The 23251-nt window shown below is 35.0% G+C and carries 25 protein-coding genes and 1 other annotated feature; all 25 genes read left to right on the top strand.

The window, feature by feature from the left end:
- Positions 1 to 5 precede the first annotated feature (5 nt).
- The 25 genes from trmB to R4Y45_RS05195 all read left to right on the top strand — a co-directional run bounded on the left by trmB (position 6) and on the right by R4Y45_RS05195 (position 23246).
- On the top strand, positions 6 to 653 hold the full coding sequence (gene trmB, locus R4Y45_RS05315; protein WP_339970020.1) for a tRNA (guanosine(46)-N7)-methyltransferase TrmB: 648 nt from the start codon (positions 6 to 8) through the stop codon (positions 651 to 653).
- 25 nt (positions 654 to 678) lie between these two features.
- On the top strand, positions 679 to 1002 hold the full coding sequence (locus R4Y45_RS05310; RefSeq protein WP_339970018.1) for a thioredoxin family protein: 324 nt from the start codon (positions 679 to 681) through the stop codon (positions 1000 to 1002).
- A gap of 22 nt (positions 1003 to 1024) precedes the next feature.
- The gene (ytpR, locus tag R4Y45_RS05305) at positions 1025 to 1669 is read left to right on the top strand and encodes a YtpR family tRNA-binding protein (RefSeq protein ID WP_339970263.1); all 645 of its coding nucleotides are present in this window, start codon (positions 1025 to 1027) and stop codon (positions 1667 to 1669) included.
- Between the two features lie 86 nt (positions 1670 to 1755).
- Positions 1756 to 3069, top strand: a complete 1314-nt coding sequence (gene murC / locus R4Y45_RS05300) for a UDP-N-acetylmuramate--L-alanine ligase (protein ID WP_339970016.1) — start codon at positions 1756 to 1758, stop codon at positions 3067 to 3069.
- Positions 3070 to 3117: 48 nt separating this feature from the next.
- Entirely contained in the window at positions 3118 to 5781 is a 2664-nt protein-coding gene (gene polA / locus R4Y45_RS05295; RefSeq protein ID WP_339970014.1) for a DNA polymerase I, read from the top strand.
- 18 nt (positions 5782 to 5799) lie between these two features.
- Positions 5800 to 6636 (top strand): DNA-formamidopyrimidine glycosylase, encoded by an 837-nt coding sequence (gene mutM, locus R4Y45_RS05290; RefSeq protein WP_339970011.1) that lies wholly within the window; start codon positions 5800 to 5802, stop codon positions 6634 to 6636.
- A complete protein-coding gene (gene coaE / locus R4Y45_RS05285; RefSeq protein WP_339970009.1) occupies positions 6626 to 7249 on the top strand; it encodes a dephospho-CoA kinase in 624 nt (207 codons plus the stop codon). Before mutM ends, coaE begins: the two co-directional genes overlap by 11 nt.
- Before the next feature lie 12 nt (positions 7250 to 7261).
- On the top strand, positions 7262 to 7726 hold the full coding sequence (gene nrdR / locus R4Y45_RS05280; RefSeq protein WP_339970006.1) for a transcriptional regulator NrdR: 465 nt from the start codon (positions 7262 to 7264) through the stop codon (positions 7724 to 7726).
- A 9-nt stretch (positions 7727 to 7735) separates the two neighbouring features.
- The gene (locus tag R4Y45_RS05275; RefSeq protein ID WP_339970004.1) at positions 7736 to 9079 is read left to right on the top strand and encodes a DnaD domain protein; all 1344 of its coding nucleotides are present in this window, start codon (positions 7736 to 7738) and stop codon (positions 9077 to 9079) included.
- A 13-nt stretch (positions 9080 to 9092) separates the two neighbouring features.
- Positions 9093 to 10013: a primosomal protein DnaI gene (gene dnaI, locus R4Y45_RS05270; RefSeq protein WP_339970002.1), complete on the top strand. Its 921-nt coding sequence runs from the start codon at positions 9093 to 9095 to the stop codon at positions 10011 to 10013.
- Positions 10014 to 10302: 289 nt separating this feature from the next.
- Positions 10303 to 12237: a threonine--tRNA ligase gene (gene thrS, locus R4Y45_RS05265; RefSeq protein WP_339970000.1), complete on the top strand. Its 1935-nt coding sequence runs from the start codon at positions 10303 to 10305 to the stop codon at positions 12235 to 12237.
- Between the two features lie 47 nt (positions 12238 to 12284).
- Positions 12285 to 12397 (top strand) — a sequence feature (ribosomal protein L20 leader region).
- Between the two features lie 25 nt (positions 12398 to 12422).
- Positions 12423 to 12941 (top strand): translation initiation factor IF-3, encoded by a 519-nt coding sequence (gene infC, locus R4Y45_RS05260; protein WP_339970262.1) that lies wholly within the window; start codon positions 12423 to 12425, stop codon positions 12939 to 12941.
- Between the two features lie 30 nt (positions 12942 to 12971).
- Positions 12972 to 13172: a 50S ribosomal protein L35 gene (rpmI, locus tag R4Y45_RS05255; protein WP_056975208.1), complete on the top strand. Its 201-nt coding sequence runs from the start codon at positions 12972 to 12974 to the stop codon at positions 13170 to 13172.
- 38 nt (positions 13173 to 13210) lie between these two features.
- The gene (gene rplT / locus R4Y45_RS05250) at positions 13211 to 13567 is read left to right on the top strand and encodes a 50S ribosomal protein L20 (RefSeq protein ID WP_339969997.1); all 357 of its coding nucleotides are present in this window, start codon (positions 13211 to 13213) and stop codon (positions 13565 to 13567) included.
- Positions 13568 to 13628: 61 nt separating this feature from the next.
- Entirely contained in the window at positions 13629 to 14156 is a 528-nt protein-coding gene (locus R4Y45_RS05245; protein ID WP_339969995.1) for a YqeG family HAD IIIA-type phosphatase, read from the top strand.
- On the top strand, positions 14146 to 15279 hold the full coding sequence (gene yqeH, locus R4Y45_RS05240; protein ID WP_339969993.1) for a ribosome biogenesis GTPase YqeH: 1134 nt from the start codon (positions 14146 to 14148) through the stop codon (positions 15277 to 15279). The genes R4Y45_RS05245 and yqeH overlap by 11 nt, the downstream gene beginning before the upstream one ends.
- A 63-nt stretch (positions 15280 to 15342) precedes the next feature.
- Entirely contained in the window at positions 15343 to 15987 is a 645-nt protein-coding gene (locus R4Y45_RS05235) for a nicotinate-nucleotide adenylyltransferase (RefSeq protein WP_339969991.1), read from the top strand.
- Positions 15977 to 16567, top strand: a complete 591-nt coding sequence (yqeK, locus tag R4Y45_RS05230) for a bis(5'-nucleosyl)-tetraphosphatase (symmetrical) YqeK (protein WP_339969989.1) — start codon at positions 15977 to 15979, stop codon at positions 16565 to 16567. Before R4Y45_RS05235 ends, yqeK begins: the two co-directional genes overlap by 11 nt.
- Positions 16568 to 16580: 13 nt before the next feature.
- Positions 16581 to 16925 (top strand): ribosome silencing factor, encoded by a 345-nt coding sequence (gene rsfS, locus R4Y45_RS05225; RefSeq protein WP_339969987.1) that lies wholly within the window; start codon positions 16581 to 16583, stop codon positions 16923 to 16925.
- A 6-nt stretch (positions 16926 to 16931) separates the two neighbouring features.
- Positions 16932 to 17657 carry a class I SAM-dependent DNA methyltransferase gene (locus R4Y45_RS05220; protein WP_339969984.1) on the top strand — a complete coding sequence of 242 codons (726 nt, stop codon included), beginning with the start codon at positions 16932 to 16934 and terminating at the stop codon, positions 17655 to 17657.
- 4 nt (positions 17658 to 17661) lie between these two features.
- On the top strand, positions 17662 to 18825 hold the full coding sequence (locus R4Y45_RS05215) for a nucleotidyltransferase (protein ID WP_339969982.1): 1164 nt from the start codon (positions 17662 to 17664) through the stop codon (positions 18823 to 18825).
- A 1-nt stretch (position 18826) separates the two neighbouring features.
- Positions 18827 to 19375, top strand: a complete 549-nt coding sequence (locus tag R4Y45_RS05210; protein ID WP_339969980.1) for a DUF177 domain-containing protein — start codon at positions 18827 to 18829, stop codon at positions 19373 to 19375.
- A 67-nt stretch (positions 19376 to 19442) separates the two neighbouring features.
- Positions 19443 to 20867, top strand: coding sequence for an NADP-dependent phosphogluconate dehydrogenase (gene gndA / locus R4Y45_RS05205; RefSeq protein WP_339969978.1), 1425 nt, complete (start codon positions 19443 to 19445; stop codon positions 20865 to 20867).
- Between the two features lie 110 nt (positions 20868 to 20977).
- Positions 20978 to 21712, top strand: a complete 735-nt coding sequence (locus R4Y45_RS05200) for a response regulator transcription factor (protein ID WP_339969976.1) — start codon at positions 20978 to 20980, stop codon at positions 21710 to 21712.
- Entirely contained in the window at positions 21693 to 23246 is a 1554-nt protein-coding gene (locus tag R4Y45_RS05195; RefSeq protein ID WP_339969974.1) for a HAMP domain-containing sensor histidine kinase, read from the top strand. The genes R4Y45_RS05200 and R4Y45_RS05195 overlap by 20 nt, the downstream gene beginning before the upstream one ends.
- Positions 23247 to 23251: the final 5 nt, after the last annotated feature.

The raw sequence follows: 23251 nt of genomic DNA, 5'->3' as shown, positions 1-23251 counted from the left end.
ATATCATGAGACTAAGACGAAAACCTTGGACCCGTAATATGATTGAACAAAATCCAAATTATATTTTAGACCGTCCAGAAGCTGGCCTAATTGACTGGTCTAGTCGTTTTGAAAACCCTGATGCACCACTTTATATTGAAGTTGGTTCAGGAAAAGGTCAATTTATTATTAATCAAGCCAAAAAACATCCAGATGTTAATTTTGTTGCTATTGAAATACAAGAAGCAGCTATCGGTATGATTTTAAGAAAGCAGCTTGACGAAAAATTACCTAATCTACAATTATTGTTAGGAAATGGAGAAGCTTTAACTGACTATTTTGCAGAAGACTCTGTTTCAAAAGTATTTTTAAACTTTTCAGACCCTTGGCCAAAAACCAAGCATGAAAAACGCCGTTTAACTTACAAGACATTTTTAGATGTTTATAAGACCATTTTGAAACCTAATCATGGGATTGAATTTAAAACGGATAACCAATCACTTTACAATTATTCAGTTCAAAGTTTTAATAATTATGGGATGCATTTTGACTTTGTTTCAGTAAACTTACATGATAGTAAAATGGCTGAAGATAATATTATGACCGAATATGAAGAAAAATTCTCATCAAAAGGTCAATCCATTTACGCTTTATATGCACATTTTAGTGCCTAATTAACAAGGAAGAGGGATTATACTTATGGAAAAAATGAGTGCTTTATCACGCGAAGAATTTACCCAATTAAAAGATCAAAAAAATACAGTTGTTTTAATGTTTAGTGCAGACTGGTGTGGTGATTGCCGTTTTCTAAAACCTCAATTACCTGCTATTGAAGCAGAATTTAGTAAAATGACTTTTTATGAAGTTGATCGTGATCAATCAATGGATGTTGTTCAAGACTTAAATATTATGGGAATCCCAAGTTTTGTTGTATTTAGAGATGGCCAAGAAATTGGTCGATTAGTCAACAAAAACCGTAAAACTAAAGAAGAAGTCATTAATTTCTTATCAAACTTAGGTTAATTGAAGAGGAGCGTAAAATATGTTGATTTCAAGTTTAAATGCCCACAGTTTCTTTGATACATTGATTGTTATTTTAGGACCTGATAAAGGTGCAACAAGTAGTGAAAAAAGTGGCGATGTTGTTCGCTTAACTAATGAAGACAACCAGGTTATTGGCTACAACTTTTTCAATGTTTCAAGCTATACTGAAATTGATCCTAATCAAAATGGTCAGGTTTTCTTAGCGCAAAAAAATGTTGATGAATTAAACAAAAAATTATCTGAAAGTAACTTTGAAGCTAATTTGACAGTAGATGATCAACCTAAAATTGTTTATGGGTTTGTTGAAACTTGTGAACCACATCCAGATTCAGACCATATGAACGTGACAACGATTGATGCTGGACAATTAGGTAAACACCAAATTGTCTGTGGTGCGCCAAATATTGCGCAAGGTCAAAAAGTAGTTGTGGCTTTACCAGGTGCTATGATGCCAAATGGTCAACTAATCTGGCCAGGTAAACTTCGTGGTGTAGATAGTAGTGGCATGATTTGTTCAGCTAAAGAGTTAGGACTAAAACATGCACCAACTGCTAGAGGAATTTTAGTGCTTCCTGAAAATACAGTTGCTGGCGATGCTTTTAAACCTAATGAAGTTGATGAACTACTTGCAAACGGTGTGATTTAATTCACATCGTTTTTTTGTAATCAAAGTTATCGCTGAAATTAATTTAATGCTATAATTATGGGTGAAAATAGACTGGAGTTATGAAAATGTTAAACAAAAACAATCACTATTATTTTATTGGAATTAAAGGCTCAGGAATGAGTGCTTTGGCTTTAATTTTAAATGACTTAGGATATCAGGTATCAGGCTCTGATATTACCGACTATACTTTCACTCAAAAAGGCTTAGAAGATAGACAAATTGAAATGTTGCCTTTTGCAGAAGCTAATATTAAGCCGGGTCTTTTTGTTATTGCAGGTAATGCTTTTTCAGATGATCATGTTGAGGTGAAAAAAGCCCACGACTTGGGTCTTGAAGTGGTGAGATACCATGACTTTGTTGGTCAATTAATTAAAAACTTCACAAGTATTGCTATTGCCGGAGCTCACGGTAAAACAAGTACGACAGGTTTAATGGCTCACGTCTTAGGCGGCATTGAGCCAACAAGTTATTTGATTGGTGACGGAACAGGAAAAGCTGTGAAAGATTCTCGCTTTTTTGCTTTTGAAGCTGATGAATATCAACGTCATTTTATTGCTTATTCTCCTGATTACTGCGTGATGACCAATATTGAATTCGATCATCCTGATTACTTTAAAGACTTAGATGATGTGTATGATGCTTTTCAACAAGAAGCCTCACAAGTGAAAAAGGCGTTGTTTGTTTATGGTGATTCAGAATTATTAAAATCACTAAAAGTTGAGATTCCTAAGTATACTTATGGGTTTAATGAAGATGATAACTTTTATGCAACAAATATCGAAAAAACAGCCGAAGGCTCATCTTTTGATGTTAACCACCACGGCAAAAAATTAGGACGATTCATGATTAAACTTTATGGTGACCACAGTATTTTAAATAGTTTAGCTGTTATTGGTGTGAGCTACATGGAAGGCTTAGATATGGCAACAGTTGCAGCAGAATTGTTGACTTTTAAAGGTGTTCAACGTCGTCTAGCTGAATCAAAAGTTAAAGATATGACTATTATTGATGACTATGCTCACCATCCAACAGAAATTGATGCCACAATTTCTGCAGTTCGTCAAAAATATCCAACAAAAGAAGTGATTGCAGTTTTTCAACCACATACTTACACCCGTACCAAACAGTTTTTGGATGAATTCGCAAACTCACTTCAAGAAGCTGACCACGTATTTGTAACCCCAATTTTTGGCTCAGCTCGAGAACAAAAAGGTACCGTCAAAAGTGAAGACTTAATCGCTAAAATCAAAGGGTCAGCTCATCTTATTACAGAAGATACCGTTGACCAACTCAACCAGTTTTCAGATGCTGTGCTAGTCTTTATGGGTGCAGGGGATGTTCAAAAATACGAACGTGCTTACCAAAAACAATATCAATAAAAGCAACCAACTTGGTTGCTTTTTGTGCTTTTAAACAAGGAGAAACACATGAGTAAACGAAAAAAATTATTATTAATTGATGGTAATTCTTTAGCTTACAGGGCTTTTTATGCACTTTATAATGTCGTTGATAAATTCGTTAATAACGAAGGTCTTCATACTAGTGCGATTTATAACATGAAAAAAATGCTCGATAGTTTACTAGAAACACATCAACCTGACAATGTTTTAGTAGCTTTTGATGCCGGGAAAACGACTTTTAGAACCGATATGTTCTCAGAATACAAAGGAACACGTGCCAAAACACCACCAGAATTATTAGAGCAGTTGCCCTACATTCGTGAGATGTTAGATCACATGGGATTGAAATGGCATGAACAAGATAACTATGAAGCTGATGATATTATTGGTACGCTTGCAAAACGTGCACAAAGCCAAGACTTTGATGTCGTTGTAGTAACCGGTGATAAGGATTTAACACAACTAGCTGATACTCATATTCAAGTTGATGTGACAGTCAAGGGTGTTAATGAGATTAAATCCTATACGCCTGCTTATTTTGAAGAAGAACTGGGCATTAAACCTTTACAGTTAATCGATATGAAGGCATTGATGGGAGACAATTCAGATAATTATCCTGGTGTGACCAAAATTGGTGAAAAGACAGCTTTAAAACTGATTCAAAAGTATGGTTCAGTGAAAGAACTTTATCACCATGTTGATGAGATGAAGAAAAGCAAAATGAAAGAAAATCTAATCAACGAAAAAAAAATTGCCTTTTTATGCTATGATTTGGCGACAATTAAGACAGATACACCCATTGATTTTGATTTAGCAGACACAGCAGTACAAGCCCAAAATTCTGAGCAACTCGTTGCTTTTTATCAAAAAATGAACTTCAAATCATTTTTGGATAAGGAAGTATTGGACAGTCAATTCAATCAAAATACACAAGAAGAAATTGCTTATACAGTTTTAAATACCGAAGCCGATGTTGACCAACTACCTGAGGTGACAGATGGTTTTGTGGCATTTCAGCTGGAGTTATTTGGTCAGAACTATCACGAAGCAGACTTTGTCGGCTTTTCATTGAGCATTAACGGGCAGTATTTTGTGAGTTCAGTTATTGATTTGTTAACAACACCTAAGCTTCAAAAGTTATTAGAGTCAACAACAATCAATAAACGAGTGTTCGATGTCAAACGAACCATTGTGGGGCTAAGAAGATTAGGCATCACATTGAAATCAGTTGATTTTGATATGTTGCTTGTTTCGTATTTGTTAAATCCAGACCACAATCAAAATGATTTAGGAGAGTTGGCACAATCTTATAATTGTTTTGATGCTAAGAGTGATGTTCAAGTTTATGGAAAAGGTGCTAAAAAGGCTTTGCCCGAAGATGAAATGCTATTTGAACATTTAGCTCGTAAAGTGAGAACTATCGAATCTATGAAAGCGGGCTTAATGTCGCAATTAACTGACCATAATCAAGATCAGTTGTTTGATGAAATTGAGTTGCCACTAGCTTTTGTTTTGGCTGAAATGGAAATCATTGGCATTAAAGCACAAGCATCAACATTGCAAGAAATGTCTGTTGTTTTGAGTCAGCAGTTACAAGAAATCGAAGCTAGAATCTACGCACAAGCTGGTGAGGAATTTAATATTAATTCACCTAAACAACTTGGCCAAATTTTATTTGAAAAGCTAAACTTGCCACCAGTTAAAAAAACCAAGACAGGATATTCAACGTCGGTTGATGTTCTTGAAACTTTGAAAAAGAAAAGTCCAATCGTGAGTGATATTCTCGACTATCGTCAAGTCGCTAAAATCCAGTCAACTTATGTTAATGGCTTACTTAAGACGATACATCCTGACCAAAGAATCCACACACGCTACTTGCAAACACTAACAGCAACTGGTCGGTTGTCATCAGTTGATCCAAACTTACAAAATATTCCAATTAGACTAGAAGAAGGGCGTAAAATTAGACATGCTTTTGTACCTTCTAACGAAGATTCGGTTATTTTTTCAAGTGATTATTCTCAAGTTGAATTACGTGTGTTAGCTCATATGTCAGAAGATGAAAATATGCAAGAAGCATTTAAGAGTGACTATGATATTCATTCGCATACAGCAATGAAAATTTTTAATTTATCTTCTCCTGAAGAAGTGGACAGTAATATGCGTCGACAGGCTAAGGCTGTTAACTTTGGGATTGTTTATGGGATTTCAGATTATGGATTAGCTAAAAATTTAGATATTCCAAGAAAACAAGCACAAGCTTTTATCGATCAATATTTTGCACAGTATCCAAAAGTTAAACAATTTATGGATGATACAATCGAACAAGCCAAATCTGATGGCTATGTTGAAACGCTGATGCATCGTCGTCGTTATTTACCTGATATTCATTCACGTAACTTTCATTTAAGATCTTTTGCAGAAAGAACAGCAATGAATTCTCCAATTCAAGGAACTGCTGCTGATATCATTAAAATTGCGATGATTAATATGCAAAAAGCTTTGCAAGAGAAGCATTTAAGAACTAAAATGTTACTACAAGTACACGATGAGCTAATTTTTGAAGTGCCACAAGATGAGTTAGCTATTGTTGAAAAACTAGTTCCTCAAGTGATGACTTCTGCCATTCAATTAGATGTTCCATTGGTGGTTGATAGTTCATATGGAAAATCATGGTACGAAGCTAAATAAAGATTAAGGAGAAAACCGATGCCAGAATTACCTGAAGTTGAAACCGTCAGAAAAACGTTAACAGCACAAGTTCAAGGGAAAAAAATCGAATCAGTTGACGTGATTTATCCAAATATTGTTTCAGGCGATGTTGACCAATTTAAAGCACAGCTACAAGGTCAAACTATTGAAAAGATAGATAGAATAGGAAAATATTTGTTGCTCAGATTGAGTCACCAGTTAACGATTGTTTCTCATTTGAGAATGGAAGGTAAATATCGGTTAGTTTCTTCACAAACACCGATTCAAAAACACGAACACCTCAGTATTTTATTTACAGATGGTACGCAATTGCGTTATGATGATGTACGAAAGTTTGGCCGTCTACAGTTAGTAGAAACAGGTCGAGAACGGGTTGAAACTGGCATTCGATATTTAGGTTATGAACCTAATCAAGCTGAATTTACATCAGCGTATTTTTATCAAGCTCTTCAAAAAAAGAAGAAAAACATCAAAAATACGTTACTTGATCAATCTATTGTCAGTGGATTAGGCAATATTTATGTCGATGAGGTTTTGTGGTTAAGTCATATTCATCCTTTAACAAAAGCCCAAGATTTAACAAAAGCCCAAGTTTTAAGCTTGCATCAAGCTATTAACGAAGAAATCAAGTTAGCCATTGAGTTAAATGGGACAACTATTAGAAGTTATCATGATTCTAATGGTAATGAAGGTCAATTTCAGAACTTCTTACATGTTTATGGCAAGCAAGGAAAGCCTTGTGAAAGATGTCAAACTACTATAGAAAAAATTAAAGTAAATGGGAGAGGAACATCATTTTGCCCAAATTGTCAGGTGGTAAAAAATGACGGATAAAATAGGACTTACAGGATCAATTGCAACCGGAAAAAGTACAGTTGCCAAGATATTTAAATCTTATAATATACCAGTTGTAGATGCAGACGAGGTAGCTAAATCATTAATCGAACCACATAAAAAAGGTTGGCATAACATTGTTGATTTTTTTGGTGAGGAAGTATTGAATTCTGATCAAACGATTAATCGAAAAAAGCTAGGGTCAATTGTGTTTTCAGATGCAACGAAGCTTAAACAGCTGAATCAAATTAATGGTAAATTGATCCGTCAAGAAATCATGAGACAAGTCGAACACTTTAACACGCCAGAAAATGAACTGGTTATTGCGGATATTCCACTGTTATTTGAGTCGGATTATCGGACTGAATTTGATCAAGTGATGTTGGTCTACACTGATGAAGCAACACAGCTAAGCCGATTAATGAAGCGTAATAATATGTCTGAAAAATCAGCGCAAAAGCGTATTCGAGCGCAGTGGTCCATTGAACGTAAGCGAACTTTATCAGATATTATTATTAATAACAGCGGTACAAAAAAACAAACTGAAAAACAAATAGAAAAATATCTTAGTGACAATTATCCTCAAATCATGTTGCCGCAAGATAAACGTTAGGAGAATGATTGCATGCAATGTCCAATGTGTCATCAAAAAACCTCGCGCGTTATAGATAGTCGTCCTAGTGATGAAGGTCGTGCAATTAGAAGACGTCGAGAATGCGAAAACTGTCAATTTAGATTTACGACTTTTGAGCGAATTGAATTAACACCGCTTTTAGTTGTTAAAAATGACGGGACTAGAGAAGCTTTTAACCGAGATAAAATAATGGCTGGTCTTATTCGTGCTGCCGAAAAAAGACCTATTAAGAGTGAAGCGCTTAATAAAATTGTCGACAGAATAGAAAATGGCATTAGAACCAGTGGTGAAATGGAAGTGCCTTCTAAAAAAGTCGGCGAATTAGTGATGAGCGAGTTGTCACAATTGGACGATGTAGCTTATATTCGTTTTGCAAGTGTTTATCGTCAATTTAAGGATGTCAGTGGATTTATGACAACACTTGAAGAGATGATGAACAAAGAAGGCGACGAGTAACGCAATCTAATGACGTTATTTAATAATCCTAAACAACGATTTTATACGCTGTATCCGCAGCAATTAACAGCACATGAAATCGAAGTTTTAACCTTACTCTACCAACCCTTAATTGGCGCTAAAGCCGTCAGTTTGTTTTTAACGTTGAATCAATTGGCAGACAAAATGCCTGTTCGATCACAATACAAGACATTAATACAAGTACAAGAGCAAACTGACTTATCTCTAAGTGAGATAGATCAAGCAAGACAAAAATTAGAAGGCGTTTCGCTACTCAAAACTTATCAAGATTCAAACGAAGTTTTGGGTCTATTTTTTGTCTTTGAACTGAATCCAATTTTATCTGTTTCAGAATTTTTTCAGACCTTTTTGTTATCTAGTTTACTTTTAGAAAAAATCGGTGAAGTTCGTTATCAGAAGTTAAAAGAAAAATATGCACAACCCAAACCAGTTATCTTTAATCAACCACAAGATATTTCAAGTAGCTTTTTTGATATCTTTCATGTGCGAGAAGAACAGGTGTTGTCGCCTTCACCAGTTGTTAAAGAAATGGCTGATGAAACCAAATCACCAGCTAAGAATAAACAATCACAACTAGATGAAAAACAGGCTGCGACAATCGAATGGGACTTTTTGACTGACTTTTTAGCTGCTTACCACATTTCAGAACGAGAGGTAATGAAGCATCAAAAACGTTTTTACGATATGATGCGTTTTTATGGTATTTCAGAACAAGAGCTGGGCAATATCATTGTTAAAACGTTGAATGTTGGGGATGCAACCTTAAACTTCAAACGTATTGAAAATATGCTGGCTGATACTTACCACTCAACAGCTCATGTGGCAAAACAACCACAAGTTCAGTCTAAATCATCACAAACACAAGATTCATTTAGTGTAGAAGAGAAAAAACTGATTGCAAGTGCAAAAAAAGTTACACCTTTACAGTATTTAGAACGTTACAAAAACCAAAAGGGTGGTTTTTCAACTTTTGGAGAAAAACAAATTCTCTACCGATTGAGCCAAAATATTCATTTATCAGATGAAATGATTAACATGATGATTTGGATTGCATTAAGATATGAACCAACGTTGAAGCAAAATTTAATGGATAACTTAGCTAATGATTGGCTTCAACAAGGTATCACTAATGCTGAGCAAGTCGTTAATTATCTAAAAGCAAGAGAAAGTCAGTCACCCAAAAAAGCGAAAAAAACGCAGTACCAGTCTAAGCCAGCTCGTAAAGAAATTGCGACCGATTGGTCTAAAAAAGAAAACCAATCACAAATGCCAGAGCAAAAAGAGTTATCTCAACTAGATAATTTATTAAAAGAAATCGATTATCCAGATTAAAGGAGGGGTTTACATGCAAAATATCTCACGTGTTATTAATCAAATTCTTGAAAAGAAAAATGTTAAGATTAGTTTGGATGAACTCATGACTGAAGCTATCCAAGATAAAGATGTTCAAGAATTTATTGCAAAAAACAAAGCAAAACTAGATGAAGGTGCCGTTGAAAAAAGCAGTGCTAACATTTATGAGTATGTGACACAAAAGCAAGCGACGGAAAACGACTCAAATAATCCATTATCTGGCTATGCACCACATTTAATTGTCAATGACGGATTGATTGAAGTGAGCTATGAACCTACTCAAGCAGCAATCGAAAAATCTAAACAAAAAAAATTAGCTAAGCAACTCAACTACATTTCATTACCTGATAGTCTAAAGACAGCTTCTTTGAATGATTACAACGACGGTAGTGAAGGCAGATTTGAGGCTTTAGCAGGATGTGCGAGTTTTATTCGTGATTATCTTAATGGCGAAGTGAATAAGGGATTTTTCTTGTGTGGAGACTTTGGTGTTGGTAAAACTTATTTATTAGCAGCTACTGCCAATAAACTGGCAGAAAAAGGAACGCCAGTTTCTGTCGTCCATTTTCCAACTTTTGCTTCAACTATCCGATCACAAGTCCAAAATAATACGGCTATTATTGAAATTGAACGTTTGCAAAAAACACCAATTTTAATGCTAGATGATATTGGCGCAGAAACATTGACTACTTGGATTCGTGATGATGTTTTAGGGGTTATCTTGCAATACCGAATGGAACGCCGTTTACCCACGTTCTTCAGTTCGAACTTTTCAATGGCAGAATTAGAAAATCATCTGACTTATGTTAAAGGTGACGTGGAGCCGGTAAAAGCCAAACGAATTATGGAACGTGTTAAAAGTCTGTCACATGAAGTGACGATTAGTGGTTCAAACAGACGTAATCCAGAATAAATGGTTTATGCTTGACACTTTTATTAAATTAGTTATAATAAAGTTATCATATAAAAGACAAGCTGATACAGTTAATTCCAGAGAAAAAAGCCTTGGCTGAAAGCTTTTTATTGTAAGCGGTACCACTTTTATAGCAATCTTAATACTGTTAACAGGTTGACGACCTTTATCAAGTCTAACGAGAAAGATTATGACTTAATAATCTAAATCTTGGGTGGAACCACGTTTATGACGTCCCGATGCAAGCTTTTGCATCGGGATTTTTTATTTTTTTGGGAGGATACATAATATGAGTTTTGAACTAGTATTTCCAGATGGAAATCGCAAACAATATGATGACGCTGTTAGCGTTAAAGAAGTTGCTAAATCAATTAGCACAAGCTTAGCTAAAAAAGCTGTTGCTGGTGTTTTGAATGGTGAACTTCTTGATTTAAATGAAGAAATTTCACAAGACGGAAACATTGAAATCGTTTTACAAAAAGATGAGTTAGGATTACGTGTATTACGTGATACAGCAGCATTCCTATTCTCATATGTGGCTAAAAAAGCACATAGTGATATTAACTTTGGCGAAAGTAAAGCAATTGAAGATGGTTTTTATGTTGATACAGACAAAGAAAATCAAATTGCTGTAACTGAATTACCAGAATTGCAAGAAGCAATGCAAAAAGTAGTTAAATCAGGCTTGCCAATCGAAGTTGACATGATGGATAAAGCTGATTTAGAAAAACATTTTGAAAACGATGATTACAAACTATCATTACTTAAAGCTATGGATGCTGTTCAAATCAAAGTTTACAAAATGGGTGACTTCATCGACTTTGGTTATAAAGCACTATTACCAAATGCAAGCGGTGTAAAAGAATTCGCACTACTTTCAGTAGCTGGTGCATACTGGCAAGGTAAATCAACTAACCCAATGCTACAAAGAATTTATGGAACAGCATTCTATAAGAAAGCTGATTTAGAAGCTGATTTACAACGTCGTGCAGACATTAAAGAACGTGACCACCGTACTTTAGGTCGTGACTTGGACTTATTCTTTGTTGATCCAAAAGTTGGTGCTGGTTTGCCATACTGGATGCCAAATGGTGCAACTATTCGTCGAGTAATTGAACGTTACATTACCGACAAAGAATTGGCTGCTGATTATGAACACGTTTATACACCAATTTTATCTAACTTAGATTTATACAAAACTTCAGGACACTGGGATCACTATCGTGAAGACATGTTCCCTCCAATGGACATGGGTGATGGCGAAATGCTAGAACTACGTCCAATGAACTGTCCTTCACATATTCAAGTTTTCAAACACCACGTTCGTTCATACCGTGACTTACCAATGCGTATTGCTGAACTAGGTATGATGCACCGTTACGAAAAATCAGGTGCTCTAACAGGATTACAACGTGTACGTGAAATGACATTAAATGATGGTCACACATTCGTAGAATTAAAACAAATTAAAGAAGAATTTGTTAAAATCTTACGTCTAATGATGGAAGTATACAAAGACTTTAACATTACAGACTACAACTTCCGTCTAAGTTACCGTGATCCACAAAATACAGAAAAATATTTCCAAGATGACCAAATTTGGGAAACAGCACAATCAATGCTTAAAGAAGCGATGGATGATTTAGGCTTAGATTACTACGAAGCAGAAGGTGAAGCTGCATTCTACGGTCCAAAACTAGACGTTCAAACTAAAACTGCTTTAGGAAATGAAGAAACACTTTCAACCATTCAATTAGACTTCATGTTACCTGAAAAATTTGAATTATCATATATTGGTAACGATGGAGAAGAACATCGTCCAGTGATGATTCACCGAGGAATTATCGGAACACTTGAAAGATTTATTGCTTACCTAACAGAATTATATAAAGGCGCTTTCCCAACATGGATTGCACCTGTTCAAGCTCGTATTATTCCTGTTAATTTGGATCTTCACTCAGACTATGCTAAAGATATCAAAAAACAAATGAAGAAATTAGGCTTACGTGTAGATGTTGATTTACGTAATGAAAAAATGAACTACAAGATTCGTGAAGCACAAACAAATAAAGTGCCTTACACTATCATCGTAGGTGACCAAGAAACAGCTTCAAACTCTGTTTCAATCCGTCGTTATGGTCAACAAGATACAAATACATTTGCTTTAGCTGAATTCTTAGATGCTATCGTAGCAGATGTTAATAACTACAGTCGTGAAGACTAAAAAAGACTTGACTATTATCGGATAGTTCGATATAATTTTTAATGAATGAGAACAAGTAGAAGTTCCCGCTTCTCGCCTAAGTCATTATACCTCTAGGCTAATCGATAATAATCTGTTGATTAAAAGTGGGCACTTCTAGTGCCCACTTTTTACTTGTCCTCAAATTTTTTTGGAGGTGAACACCCATAGCTAAAGATTTATTAATAAACGAAAGAATCCGTGCTCGTGAATTACGAGTGATTGCTGAAGATGGTGAACAGCTAGGAATCTTAAGTCGTAATGAGGCGTTACAAAAAGCTGAAGAATTGAACCAAGACTTGGTTTTAATCTCACCTAAAGCTAAAACGCCAGTTGCTAAAATTATGGATTACGGAAAGTATCGTTTCCAACAACAGAAAAAAGAAAAAGAAAACAAAAAGAAACAAAAAGTTTTCAGTGTTAAAGAAATTCGCTTAAGTCCAACAATTGAAACGAACGATTTCAATACTAAACTTAAGAAAATTCAAAAATTTATTTCTAAAGGCGATAAGGTACGTGTATCAATTCGCTTTAAAGGAAGAGCTATCACTCATAAAGACATTGGACGTAAAGTTCTAGAGCAGATGGCAGACGCTACAAAAGAAATTGCTAACATTGAAGCAAAACCAAAAATGGATGGTCGTAGCATGTTCTTAATGCTTGCACCAAAAGCCGATAAAGATTAATTACATTTTACTTTTTAGGAGGAAATATCAATGCCAAAACAAAAAACACACCGTGGTTCAGCTAAACGTTTCAAAAAAACTGCTAATGGTGGACTAAAACGTCACCACGCCTTCACAGGTCACCGTTTCCACGGAAAAACTAAAAAACAACGTCGTCACTTAAGAAAATCAGCAATGGTATCAGCAAGTGATTTCAAACGTATCAAACAAATGCTTTCACAAGTTCGTTAATAAAAAAAGATTGAACCGTATTTTAGGAGGAAATTATTATGCCAAGAGTTAAAGGTGGAACTGTTACTCGTAAACGTCGTAAAAAAGTTTTAAAACTTGCCAAAGGTTATCGTGGTGCTAAGCACTTACTATTCAAATCAGCTAATTCACAAGTTATGAATTCATACCGTTACGCTTTCCGTGACCGTCGTCAAGTGAAACGTGAATTCAGAAAATTATGGATTGCTCGTATTAACGCTGCAGCAAGAATGAACGACATTAGCTACAGCAAATTAATGCACGGTTTGAAACTAGCTAACATCGACATCAACCGTAAAATGCTAGCTGACCTAGCTTACAACGATGAAAAAGCTTTTGCTGACTTAGTAGCTCAAGCCAAATCAGCTTTAAAATAAAACTGTTCCCCTGAATAAGAAAGTTCAGGGGCTTTTTTATGGATAAATTTCAGGAGAAAACATGAGTATTTTTAGACCTCAATATACAATTGATACCGTTTATAATCTCAATCCCGTTACGCTCAAAAAAATGGGAATTAAGACGGTTTTTAGTGACTTAGATAATACCTTGGTGGCTTGGAATCAAAAAGAAACCTTGAAAAAAATTAGTCAGTTAAGAAATCGACTAAATCAACACGAGATTTCCCTTGTTGTTATTTCAAATAACAAATACGAACGGGTGAATAAAATCTTAGAACCCTTAGGAATTGAGTTTATTGCTAGTGCTAAAAAACCGTTCAAGAAAAACTTGGTCAAAGCAATGGCACAAGATGGTGTGACGCCAGCTGAATCGTTAATGATTGGCGATCAAATCCTAACAGATATCTTGGCAGGTAATTCAGCAGGTATGAAAACAGCGTTAGTTAAGCCGTTAATTAAATCAGATGGTTGGCATACTTGGTTAAATCGATTAGTTGAAAAATTTATCTTAGGGTGTTTAAATTCAAAAGAAAAGATAACTTATCAGGAGGATCTTCATGAACAATGAAACCATTCAATGTATAGGTTGCGGTGCAACTTTACAAAATCAAGATAGTCAAAAATCTGGTTACTTGCCAGCTTCAGCTTATGCAAAAATAGAAAAAGCAATTGAAAATGATGAAGAAGTGGAAGTTTATTGCCAACGTTGTTTTAAATTGAGACACTACAATGAAATTATGCCTGTACAAGAAAACGCAGATGATTTCTTGCGTTTACTAAACCATTTACTTGAAACAGATGCGTTGGTATTGAACGTAATCGATTTGTTTGATTTTCAAGGAAGTATGATTTCATCATTACCACGTTTTGTGGGCGATACACCAATTATTATGATTGGAAATAAAATTGATTTATTCCCTAAAAACACTAACTTACGCAAAGTGAAAGATTGGGTTCGTCAGCAAGCTAATAAATGGGGGATTTACCCTGAAGAAATTCTACTAACTAGTGGTAAAAAGCAAAAAAATGTCGATGAGTTAATTGATTTAATTAAGAAAAAACAACAAAATCGTGATATTTATGTTGTAGGTAGCACTAATGTTGGAAAATCAACGTTGATTAACAGTATTATCAAGACACTTTCAGGTGTTGAAGACTTGATTACAACTTCAAGATTTCCAGGAACTACACTTGATAAAATCGAAATCCCACTTGATGATGGGACTTCTTTAATTGATACACCAGGTATCATTCAAAAAGATCAGATTGCACACATTTTATCACCAAAAGATTTGAAGCTAATTGCCCCGCAAAAACCAATTAAGCCAAAAGTTTATCAATTAAATCCAGGCCAAACATTATTTTTAAGTGGATTAGGTCGTTTTGATTATGTTGATGGACCAGGTAAACAAAGCTTCGTTGTTTATGCATCAGATGACTTGTACATTCACCGTACTAAAACTGAAAATGCGGATGCTTTTTATGATAAACACGTAGGTGAATTATTAGCACCACCACAAACAGAACAACTTGAACAATTAAAGCCACTTAAAGGACTGAGTTATCATACAAAAGAAAAAAGTGACTTGTTGTTTGGTGGTTTAGGCTGGATTACAGTTAACGATGACGTTCAAGTTAAAACCTTCTCACCAGGAGCATTAGGTCTTGGTATTCGTCGAGCAATCATTTAGATTTATCAGTGCCTTCTTTCGTATGCTATAATATTTTTAACAATGAAATGAAGGAGCTTAAAAATGGCAAATCACGCATCTGCAAAAGCAATCCCTTTACATCAAGTTCAAACGCAAAGACTTAAAAATAAAAAGAAACAAATTGGTTTAATTGGTGGGACTTTCAATCCTATTCACCAAGCCCATTTGATTATGGCAGAGCAAGTATTATCAAGACTAGGTCTTGATGGTATTTGGTTTTTACCGGACAATATTCCGCCTCACAAGCAAAAAAAATCAGCCATTGACGCTAGTTATCGTGTGGAAATGCTGAAGCTAGCAATTGAGGACAATGATGACTTTGATTTAAATCTATCAGAGATTTATCGTGGTGGTGTGAGTTATACATTGAACACAATCCAATCATTAAAAGAGCAGCATCAGGATGTTGATTTTTATTTTATTCTGGGTGGGGATATGATTCAAGATTTACCCAACTGGTATAAAATTGATGAACTATTACCTTTAGTTACTTTTGTAGGTGTTAAACGACCAGGGTATGAAGTTACAAGTCCGTACCCTGTGATTTGGGTTGATTCACCATTGCTCGAGATTAGCTCAACTCAAATTAGAAAACGATGTCAAAATCATGAGTCAATTCGTTATTTAGTTCCTAAAAAAGTAATGGATTATATTAACGAAAAGGGGTTATATCAAGATGAATCTTAAATTTAGTGAAACTTATTCTGACTTATCGTCAGATGAAATTATTGCAAAGGCTAAACAAAAACTAAGCACAGGTCGTTTTGAGCATTGTGTACGTGTTAGCCAAACAGCAAGAGAACTGGCAAAACAGTATGGTGTTGATGAAAATGAAGCAGCACTAGCTGGATTTGTGCATGATTATGCTAAAGAGGTGCCCGTTGACACTTATATTGAAACAATAAAAACGCAAAAATTTGATCAAGATTTATTAAATTATAACCGTGGTATTTGGCATGGCATTGTCGGTGCTTACTACATTGAACAAGAATTAAAGATTAAAAATCCAGCTATTTTGACAGCAGTTAAACGTCATACAACAGCTGATACGCAAATGACTGATTTAGATAAAATCGTTTTCATGGCTGACTATATTGAACCAGGTCGTCATTTTCCTGGTGTAGAAGAAGCTAGAAAACAAACACACCAAAGTTTAGATCAAGGTGTGGCTTACCAACTACAGCAAACCTTGATTTACTTAATTAAAAACAATTTTAAAGTTTATCCAAAAACATTAGCGAGTTATAATGTTTGGAATGTAAAATAAAAGGAGTATTTTTTTGAAAGATAGTAAACAAATTTTAGATTTAGTAGTCGAAGCGATTGATAACAAGCATGGTGAGCAAACTGTTGCTTTAGATATGAAAGAATCAAGCGTCATGGCTGACTACCTTGTGATTTCACAAGCTAATTCACACCGTCAACTACAGGCGATTGTTGATGAAGTTGTTGAAGAATCAAAAAAACAAGATGTTGAAATTCTACAAGTTGAAGGTGAAAAGAACTCAGAATGGTTCTTAATTGACTTGTACGATGTGATTGTTAATGTCTTTTTACCAGATGCACGCGAATTCTATGGTTTAGAAAAATTATTTGCGGACGCAAAATTAGTTAACTTGGATTAATGCGTTATGACTTATCAATCTTTTGCTAAAGTATATGATGAATTGATGGATAAAAGTCTTTACCCTAAGTGGTTAGACTACGTTAAAAAAAATGTCCCATTAGGGAGTAAAATTCTTGAAATTGCCGCTGGTGCGGGTGATTTATCTGAGTTATTAATCGAAGCTGGCTATCAAGTTACAGTAACTGATTTATCAAAAGATATGTTAAAATTGGCTCGTAACAAAGTTCAAGGAAAAGCAACGGCTATCAAAGTTTTAGATATGCTAGAATTAGATGAAATTGAACAATATGATGCCATTTTATGCTTTGATGATTCTATTTGTTACATGGCTGATTTAGCTGATGTGACACAAGTTTTTAATAACGCTTATCGGGCACTAAAACCGGACGGACAATTCTTATTTGATGCACATTCGCTTTATCAAATGGATGTTTTGTTTGATAATTATATGTTCAATGTTGAAACTGATGATTATCTCTTTATCTGGCACAGTTATTTAACGGATGTTGAACATGCTGTGGTTCATGATTTGAAGATTTTAACGCCTGATGGTGAGAATCACTACCAAGCAAGTCAAGAGCTTCATTATGAACGTACTTATCCTTATCAAGACTACGTAAGAAGTCTTAATTGGGCAGGTTTTTCAGATATTGAAGTAACATCGGATTTCAGTAATCATTTTGATGAAAAAAAAGCAAAACGCTGGTTTTTTAAGGGCAAGAAAGGGTAAGTAAATGAGTGTAACAGGAGTTATTGCTGAATTTAATCCATTCCATAGTGGACATGAATTTTTAATGAACCAAGCACGACTTGTTGCACAAGATGATCCGATTATTGTCGTTATGTCTGGCAATTATGTTCAGCGAGGCGATATTGCGATTACGGATAAGTGGACAAGAACCGATGCGGCTTTAGCTGCAGGTGCTGATTTAGTGGTTGAATTACCTTTTCATCATGCGGTTCAACCTGCTGACCGTTTTGCAACAGGTGCGATTGAAATTTTAGCTGGATTAGGTGTTGAAACCCTAGTCTTTGGTGCTGAAAATGCACGATTGAATTTTGAGTCACTAGGTCAAAAAATTAGTGATATTAGACAAAAAAGTGCTGATTTTTCAGACTATACGCAAACTTACGCTGCACAGTACAATGATACGATTGCTAATGAGCTGGGTTATGAGGTCAATCGTCCCAATACTTTACTGGCTATTGCTTATTCTGTAGCTAATGTGACACTTAACACTCAGCTAAGGATGCATCCGGTTAGACGTTTAGGAGTTGATCATGATCAACCGCTTGAAAAAGAACAACCGGTAGCTTCAGCTTCAGCTATTAGAAAAGCACTCAATCAAAACCAAGACCTCAAAGAAGAATTTAAAAACTGGTTACCTCAAAAAGAACTGTCAGCGATTTTAGCACAACCTAATTTTCCTGATTGGGAGATGTTATTCCCATTTTTAAAATATAAAATCGAATCAACATCAGCCACCGACTTAGCTCAGATTTATCAAATGACTGAAGGACTTGAAAACCGAATGAAGCAAGTGATTCATCAAACAGATTCCTTTGAGGAATTTTTGATGGCACTCAAATCAAAGCGTTACACCTATGCTCGATTAAGAAGATTAGCACTATATTGCCTGCTTAATATTTCTGATGAACAAGTTCGTAATTTTGCTAAGAAGAAATATATACGTGTATTAGGCTATTCTAAATTAGGTAGGCGTCATTTGAAACGAGTTAAAAAGCAGACTGATTTTTCAATTATTAGTCGTGTTAATAAGAAAAATGCTAATAAAGACGGTGAGTTAGCATTAGAAGTTCAAGTGGACCGTTTATATGAACAAATAGCCAAACAAACTAGTCAGAATTTTGGTCGCCGACCAATAGAAAGGAAATAAGATGTTAACACACAATTTTTCCGATTTGATTCGTTATGAGAATCAATTCACTTCTGTTGAACAAGATATTGACTTAACAGAAGTTTTAAAAGAAAGAACTAAAAATATGATTGAGGAAGCCAAACACGTTCAAGTAACAGGGGAACTGATTAACGATTATCCTTTTGTTATTTCTCGCTTGCACGTCAAAGCAGATTTAGTCGTTTTATCTACTAGAAGTTTGACACCTATTAATTATCCTTTATCATTTTCTTTTGACGAAGCTTATACAGATACTAAGCCTCGTGAAGAAGATTTTGATTTATATGGCACAATCATCGAAGTTGAAAATGATAAGGTTGACTTACAAAAGGCAGTCGAAGATAATATTATTTTAAACTTGCCAACCCAAATTCTAACTGAAGAAGAACAACAAAACGATGAAATGCCTTCAGGAAGCACTTGGCAAGTGATGAGTGAAGAAGATTACTTTGAACAAAAAGAAAAGACTAAAACTTCACCATTTGCAAAATTAGGTGACTTATTAGAAGATAATGATGATAAAAAATAAAAACATCACTTTATAATCTAGCTATCATCTGATACGATTAATGAGAATAAAACGGAGGGATTTTGTTATGAGCAAACAACCACAAATTGGTGTAATTGGAATGGCTGTTATGGGTAAAAATCTTGCCCTAAACATCGAAAGCCGTGGATACACTGTCGGGATTTATAACCGTACAGCCGCAAAAACTGAAGAAGTAATGGCTGATCATAAAGAAAAGAACCTAGTACCAAGTTATGACATCAAAGAATTTGTTGAAAGTCTAGAAAAACCTCGTCGTATTGTAATGATGGTTAAAGCTGGATTTGGGACAGATGCTGTTATCGATGAATTATTACCTTTATTAGATAAAGGGGATGTTTTAATCGATGGTGGTAATACATTCTTTGAAGATACTGTTCGTCGTAATGAAAAATTAGACAAATCAGGTATCAACTTTATTGGAATGGGTGTATCTGGTGGAGAATTAGGTGCTTTACAAGGACCTTCAATGATGCCGGGTGGCCAAAAAGAAGCTTACGATTTAGTAGCTCCTATCCTAAAAGAAATGTCAGCTAAAGCCGAAGATGGCGAACCTTGTGTAACTTACATTGGACCTAATGGTGCGGGTCACTACGTAAAAATGGTGCATAATGGTATCGAATACGGTGATATGCAACTAATTGCTGAAAGTTACAACATTTTACGTAATGTATTAGGCTTAAGTGTTGATGAAATTGCTGAAATTTTTGCTGAATGGAACAAAGGGGAACTTTCAAGTTACCTAATGGAAATCACAGCCGATATCTTAACTCGTAAAGATGACTTAGGTTCAGACAAACCAATTGTTGATTTAATTTTAGATGCAGCTGGTAATAAAGGAACAGGTAAATGGAGCTCACAAAATGCGTTAGAATTAGGGGTTTCACAATCACTAATTACTGAAGCCGTTTATGCTAGATATATCTCTGCCTTTAAAGATGAACGTGTTGAAGCAAGTAAAGTGCTAAATGGTCCTAAATTTGATGGTTCTTCATTGAACAAAGAAGAAGTTATTGAAAGTGTTCGTAAAGCATTATACTTTAGTAAAATCATGAGCTATGCTCAAGGATTTGAACAAATGCGTATTGCAGCAGAACACTACGACTGGCCACTAAACTTTGGTGAAATTGCTAAAATTTGGCGTGAAGGTTGTATCATTCGTGCACAATTCTTACAAAAAATCACTGACGCATACAATGAAGATGAATCAATTAATAACCTATTGATGAATCATTATTTTGCTGATATTGCAAATGACTATCAAGATGCTGTTCGTGATGTGCTATCTATTGCAATTAAAGCAGGAACTCCTGCTCCAGCATTTTCTAGTGCAGTATCTTACTTTGATTCATATCGTTCAGAAGTAGTTCCAGCTAACCTTATTCAAGCACAACGTGATTACTTTGGTGCACATACTTACCAAAGAACTGATCGCGAAGGAACTTACCACTACCCATGGTATGACGAACAATAAATGATAAGGAGCTGTTAATGACTTAGCAGCTCTTTTCTTTTGTTCTATTATAGCAACAAAAATTATGTTAAAATTAAAAGTGAATATTAAATGAAAGTATCGGTAAAACTATGAGTAAAATTTTAATCATTGAAGATGAAAAAAACTTAGCAAGATTCGTAGAATTAGAACTACAACATGAAAAATATGAAACTCATGTTGAATATAATGGACGTAAGGGGCTAGACGTTGCCTTAAACGAAGATTGGGATGCTATTTTATTAGATTTGATGCTTCCTGAACTAAATGGATTAGAAATCGCAAGACGTGTTCGTCAATCAAAAAGCACACCAATCGTGATGATGACTGCTCGTGATTCTGTAATTGACCGTGTTTCTGGACTTGACCATGGTGCAGATGATTACATTGTAAAGCCATTTGCCATTGAAGAACTATTAGCACGTTTGCGTGCTGTTTTACGTCGTATTGAAATTGAAGAAGGTCAAGGGACAAGCAATCTGGCTAAACAAAAGATTGTTAAATTTAACGACTTGGTAATTGAAACAAGCAATCGTACTGTACACCAAGACAACAAAATTATTGATTTAACAAAACGTGAATACAATTTATTAATTACGTTAATTGAAAATGCTAATAATGTTGTGTCTCGTGATCAATTACTTCACAAAATCTGGGGTCCTGACTCAAAAATCGAAACCAACGTTGTTGAAGTGTATATTCGTTACCTTAGAAATAAAATTGATGTTAAAGGTAGACCTTCATATATTAAGACAATACGTGGAACAGGTTATGTAATGAGAACGGATGAGTCAGTTGTTAAATCAGATGAAGAAGAACAAGACTAAAGAAAAAGCCCCCGAAAAAAAACAGTTTCATATTTCAGTTGCTTTTAAATGGACGGCTTTAATGGCGATGACAATCACCATCATGTTTGCTATTTTTTCTCTAGTTATCACACATTTGGTTCAAGAACAATTAATGGTTCAAGAGCGACAAGCTGTTGAAGAAACGACTAAGAACTTTGAGGATAGATTGTCAACTATTAAGTCAGATTTGACGATTGCATCGGTTATTCCGGCGTTATCTGCAAAAAATGAACAATCAAACAGTCAATTTACCCTACAAAATTCACCTGATTTAGATCATAGCGATTTAAGTGAGGCCATTTACAATAATCTAACGAATAAAGATATTAGTGTGACAGTTTATAACTTGAGTTTAGAAAAACTATTTCAAACGCGACCTACTAATTATTTATTAAGTCGCGAAACCTTATCATTTGGTGAAAAGTTTGTTGAAAACTCAAAAGGCCAAACGATGTACTTAATCAAAGCAATTAAGTCAACCAATGGTCATAATATTACGGGTTACATTGTAATTGAGAACAAAATGACTAATTACAATAATATCTTAAATGGATTGCGTTTTTGGATGTTTATTTTATCTGCTGTAGGGATTATTTTAGGGATATTAGTGAGTTATCTTCTAATATCTGGTATGTTGCGTCCTGTAAGGCAAATTTCAAAAGTTGCTCGTGAAGTCGATGAACATCCTGATGAAGCTGTGAGAATTCCTGATTTACATCGTCATGATGAACTAGGGGATATGGCTTCTGCCTTTAATCAAATGCTGGATCGCATGCAACGTTACATTGACCAACAAAAACAATTTGTGGAAGATGTATCGCATGAATTGCGGACACCAGTTGCGGTAATTGAAGGACACTTGAAGTTGATTGATCGCTGGGGAAAAGATGATCCAGAAGTGTTGGCTGAGTCAATCGAAGCCTCTATCCAAGAGATTTCACGAATGAAACACTTGATTCAAGAAATGCTTGATTTAACCCGTGCTGAACAAATTGAAGTGCTTTTCCCAAATGAAGTGACAAAAGTTTCCCACGTTGTTCAACAAGTAGTTGATAATTTACAGATGATACATCCTGATTTCAAAATTGTGCTAGATAATGATGTGTCTTCAAAGACTGAAGTTAAAATTTATCGCAATCACTTTGAACAAATTTTGATTATTTTGTTGGACAATGCCATTAAATATTCAAAAACACGGCAAGAGGTGCACTTATCTGCATCAACAGATACCCGAAATGTTAGTGTCATCGTGCAAGACTTTGGTGAAGGTATTACACCTGAAGATAGAGAAAAAATCTTTAACCGCTTTTATCGTGTTGATAAAGCAAGAACTCGTGAAAAAGGTGGTAATGGATTAGGATTATCTATCGCTCAAAAACTTGTAGGTGAATATGGTGGTAAAATTAGTGTTGAATCAGAACCTAATGTTGGTAGTCAATTTAGAGTTGATTTTCCAATTTATCGTCCAGATAAAAGTAAAAGCCGTAATAATAAGCAAAATAAAAAAGACTAGAAAAT

Source organism: Holzapfeliella saturejae, assembly GCF_037546065.1.
Lineage (GTDB): Bacteria > Bacillota > Bacilli > Lactobacillales > Lactobacillaceae > Holzapfeliella > Holzapfeliella saturejae.
This window is presented reverse-complemented; position numbering and strand designations above follow the sequence as displayed.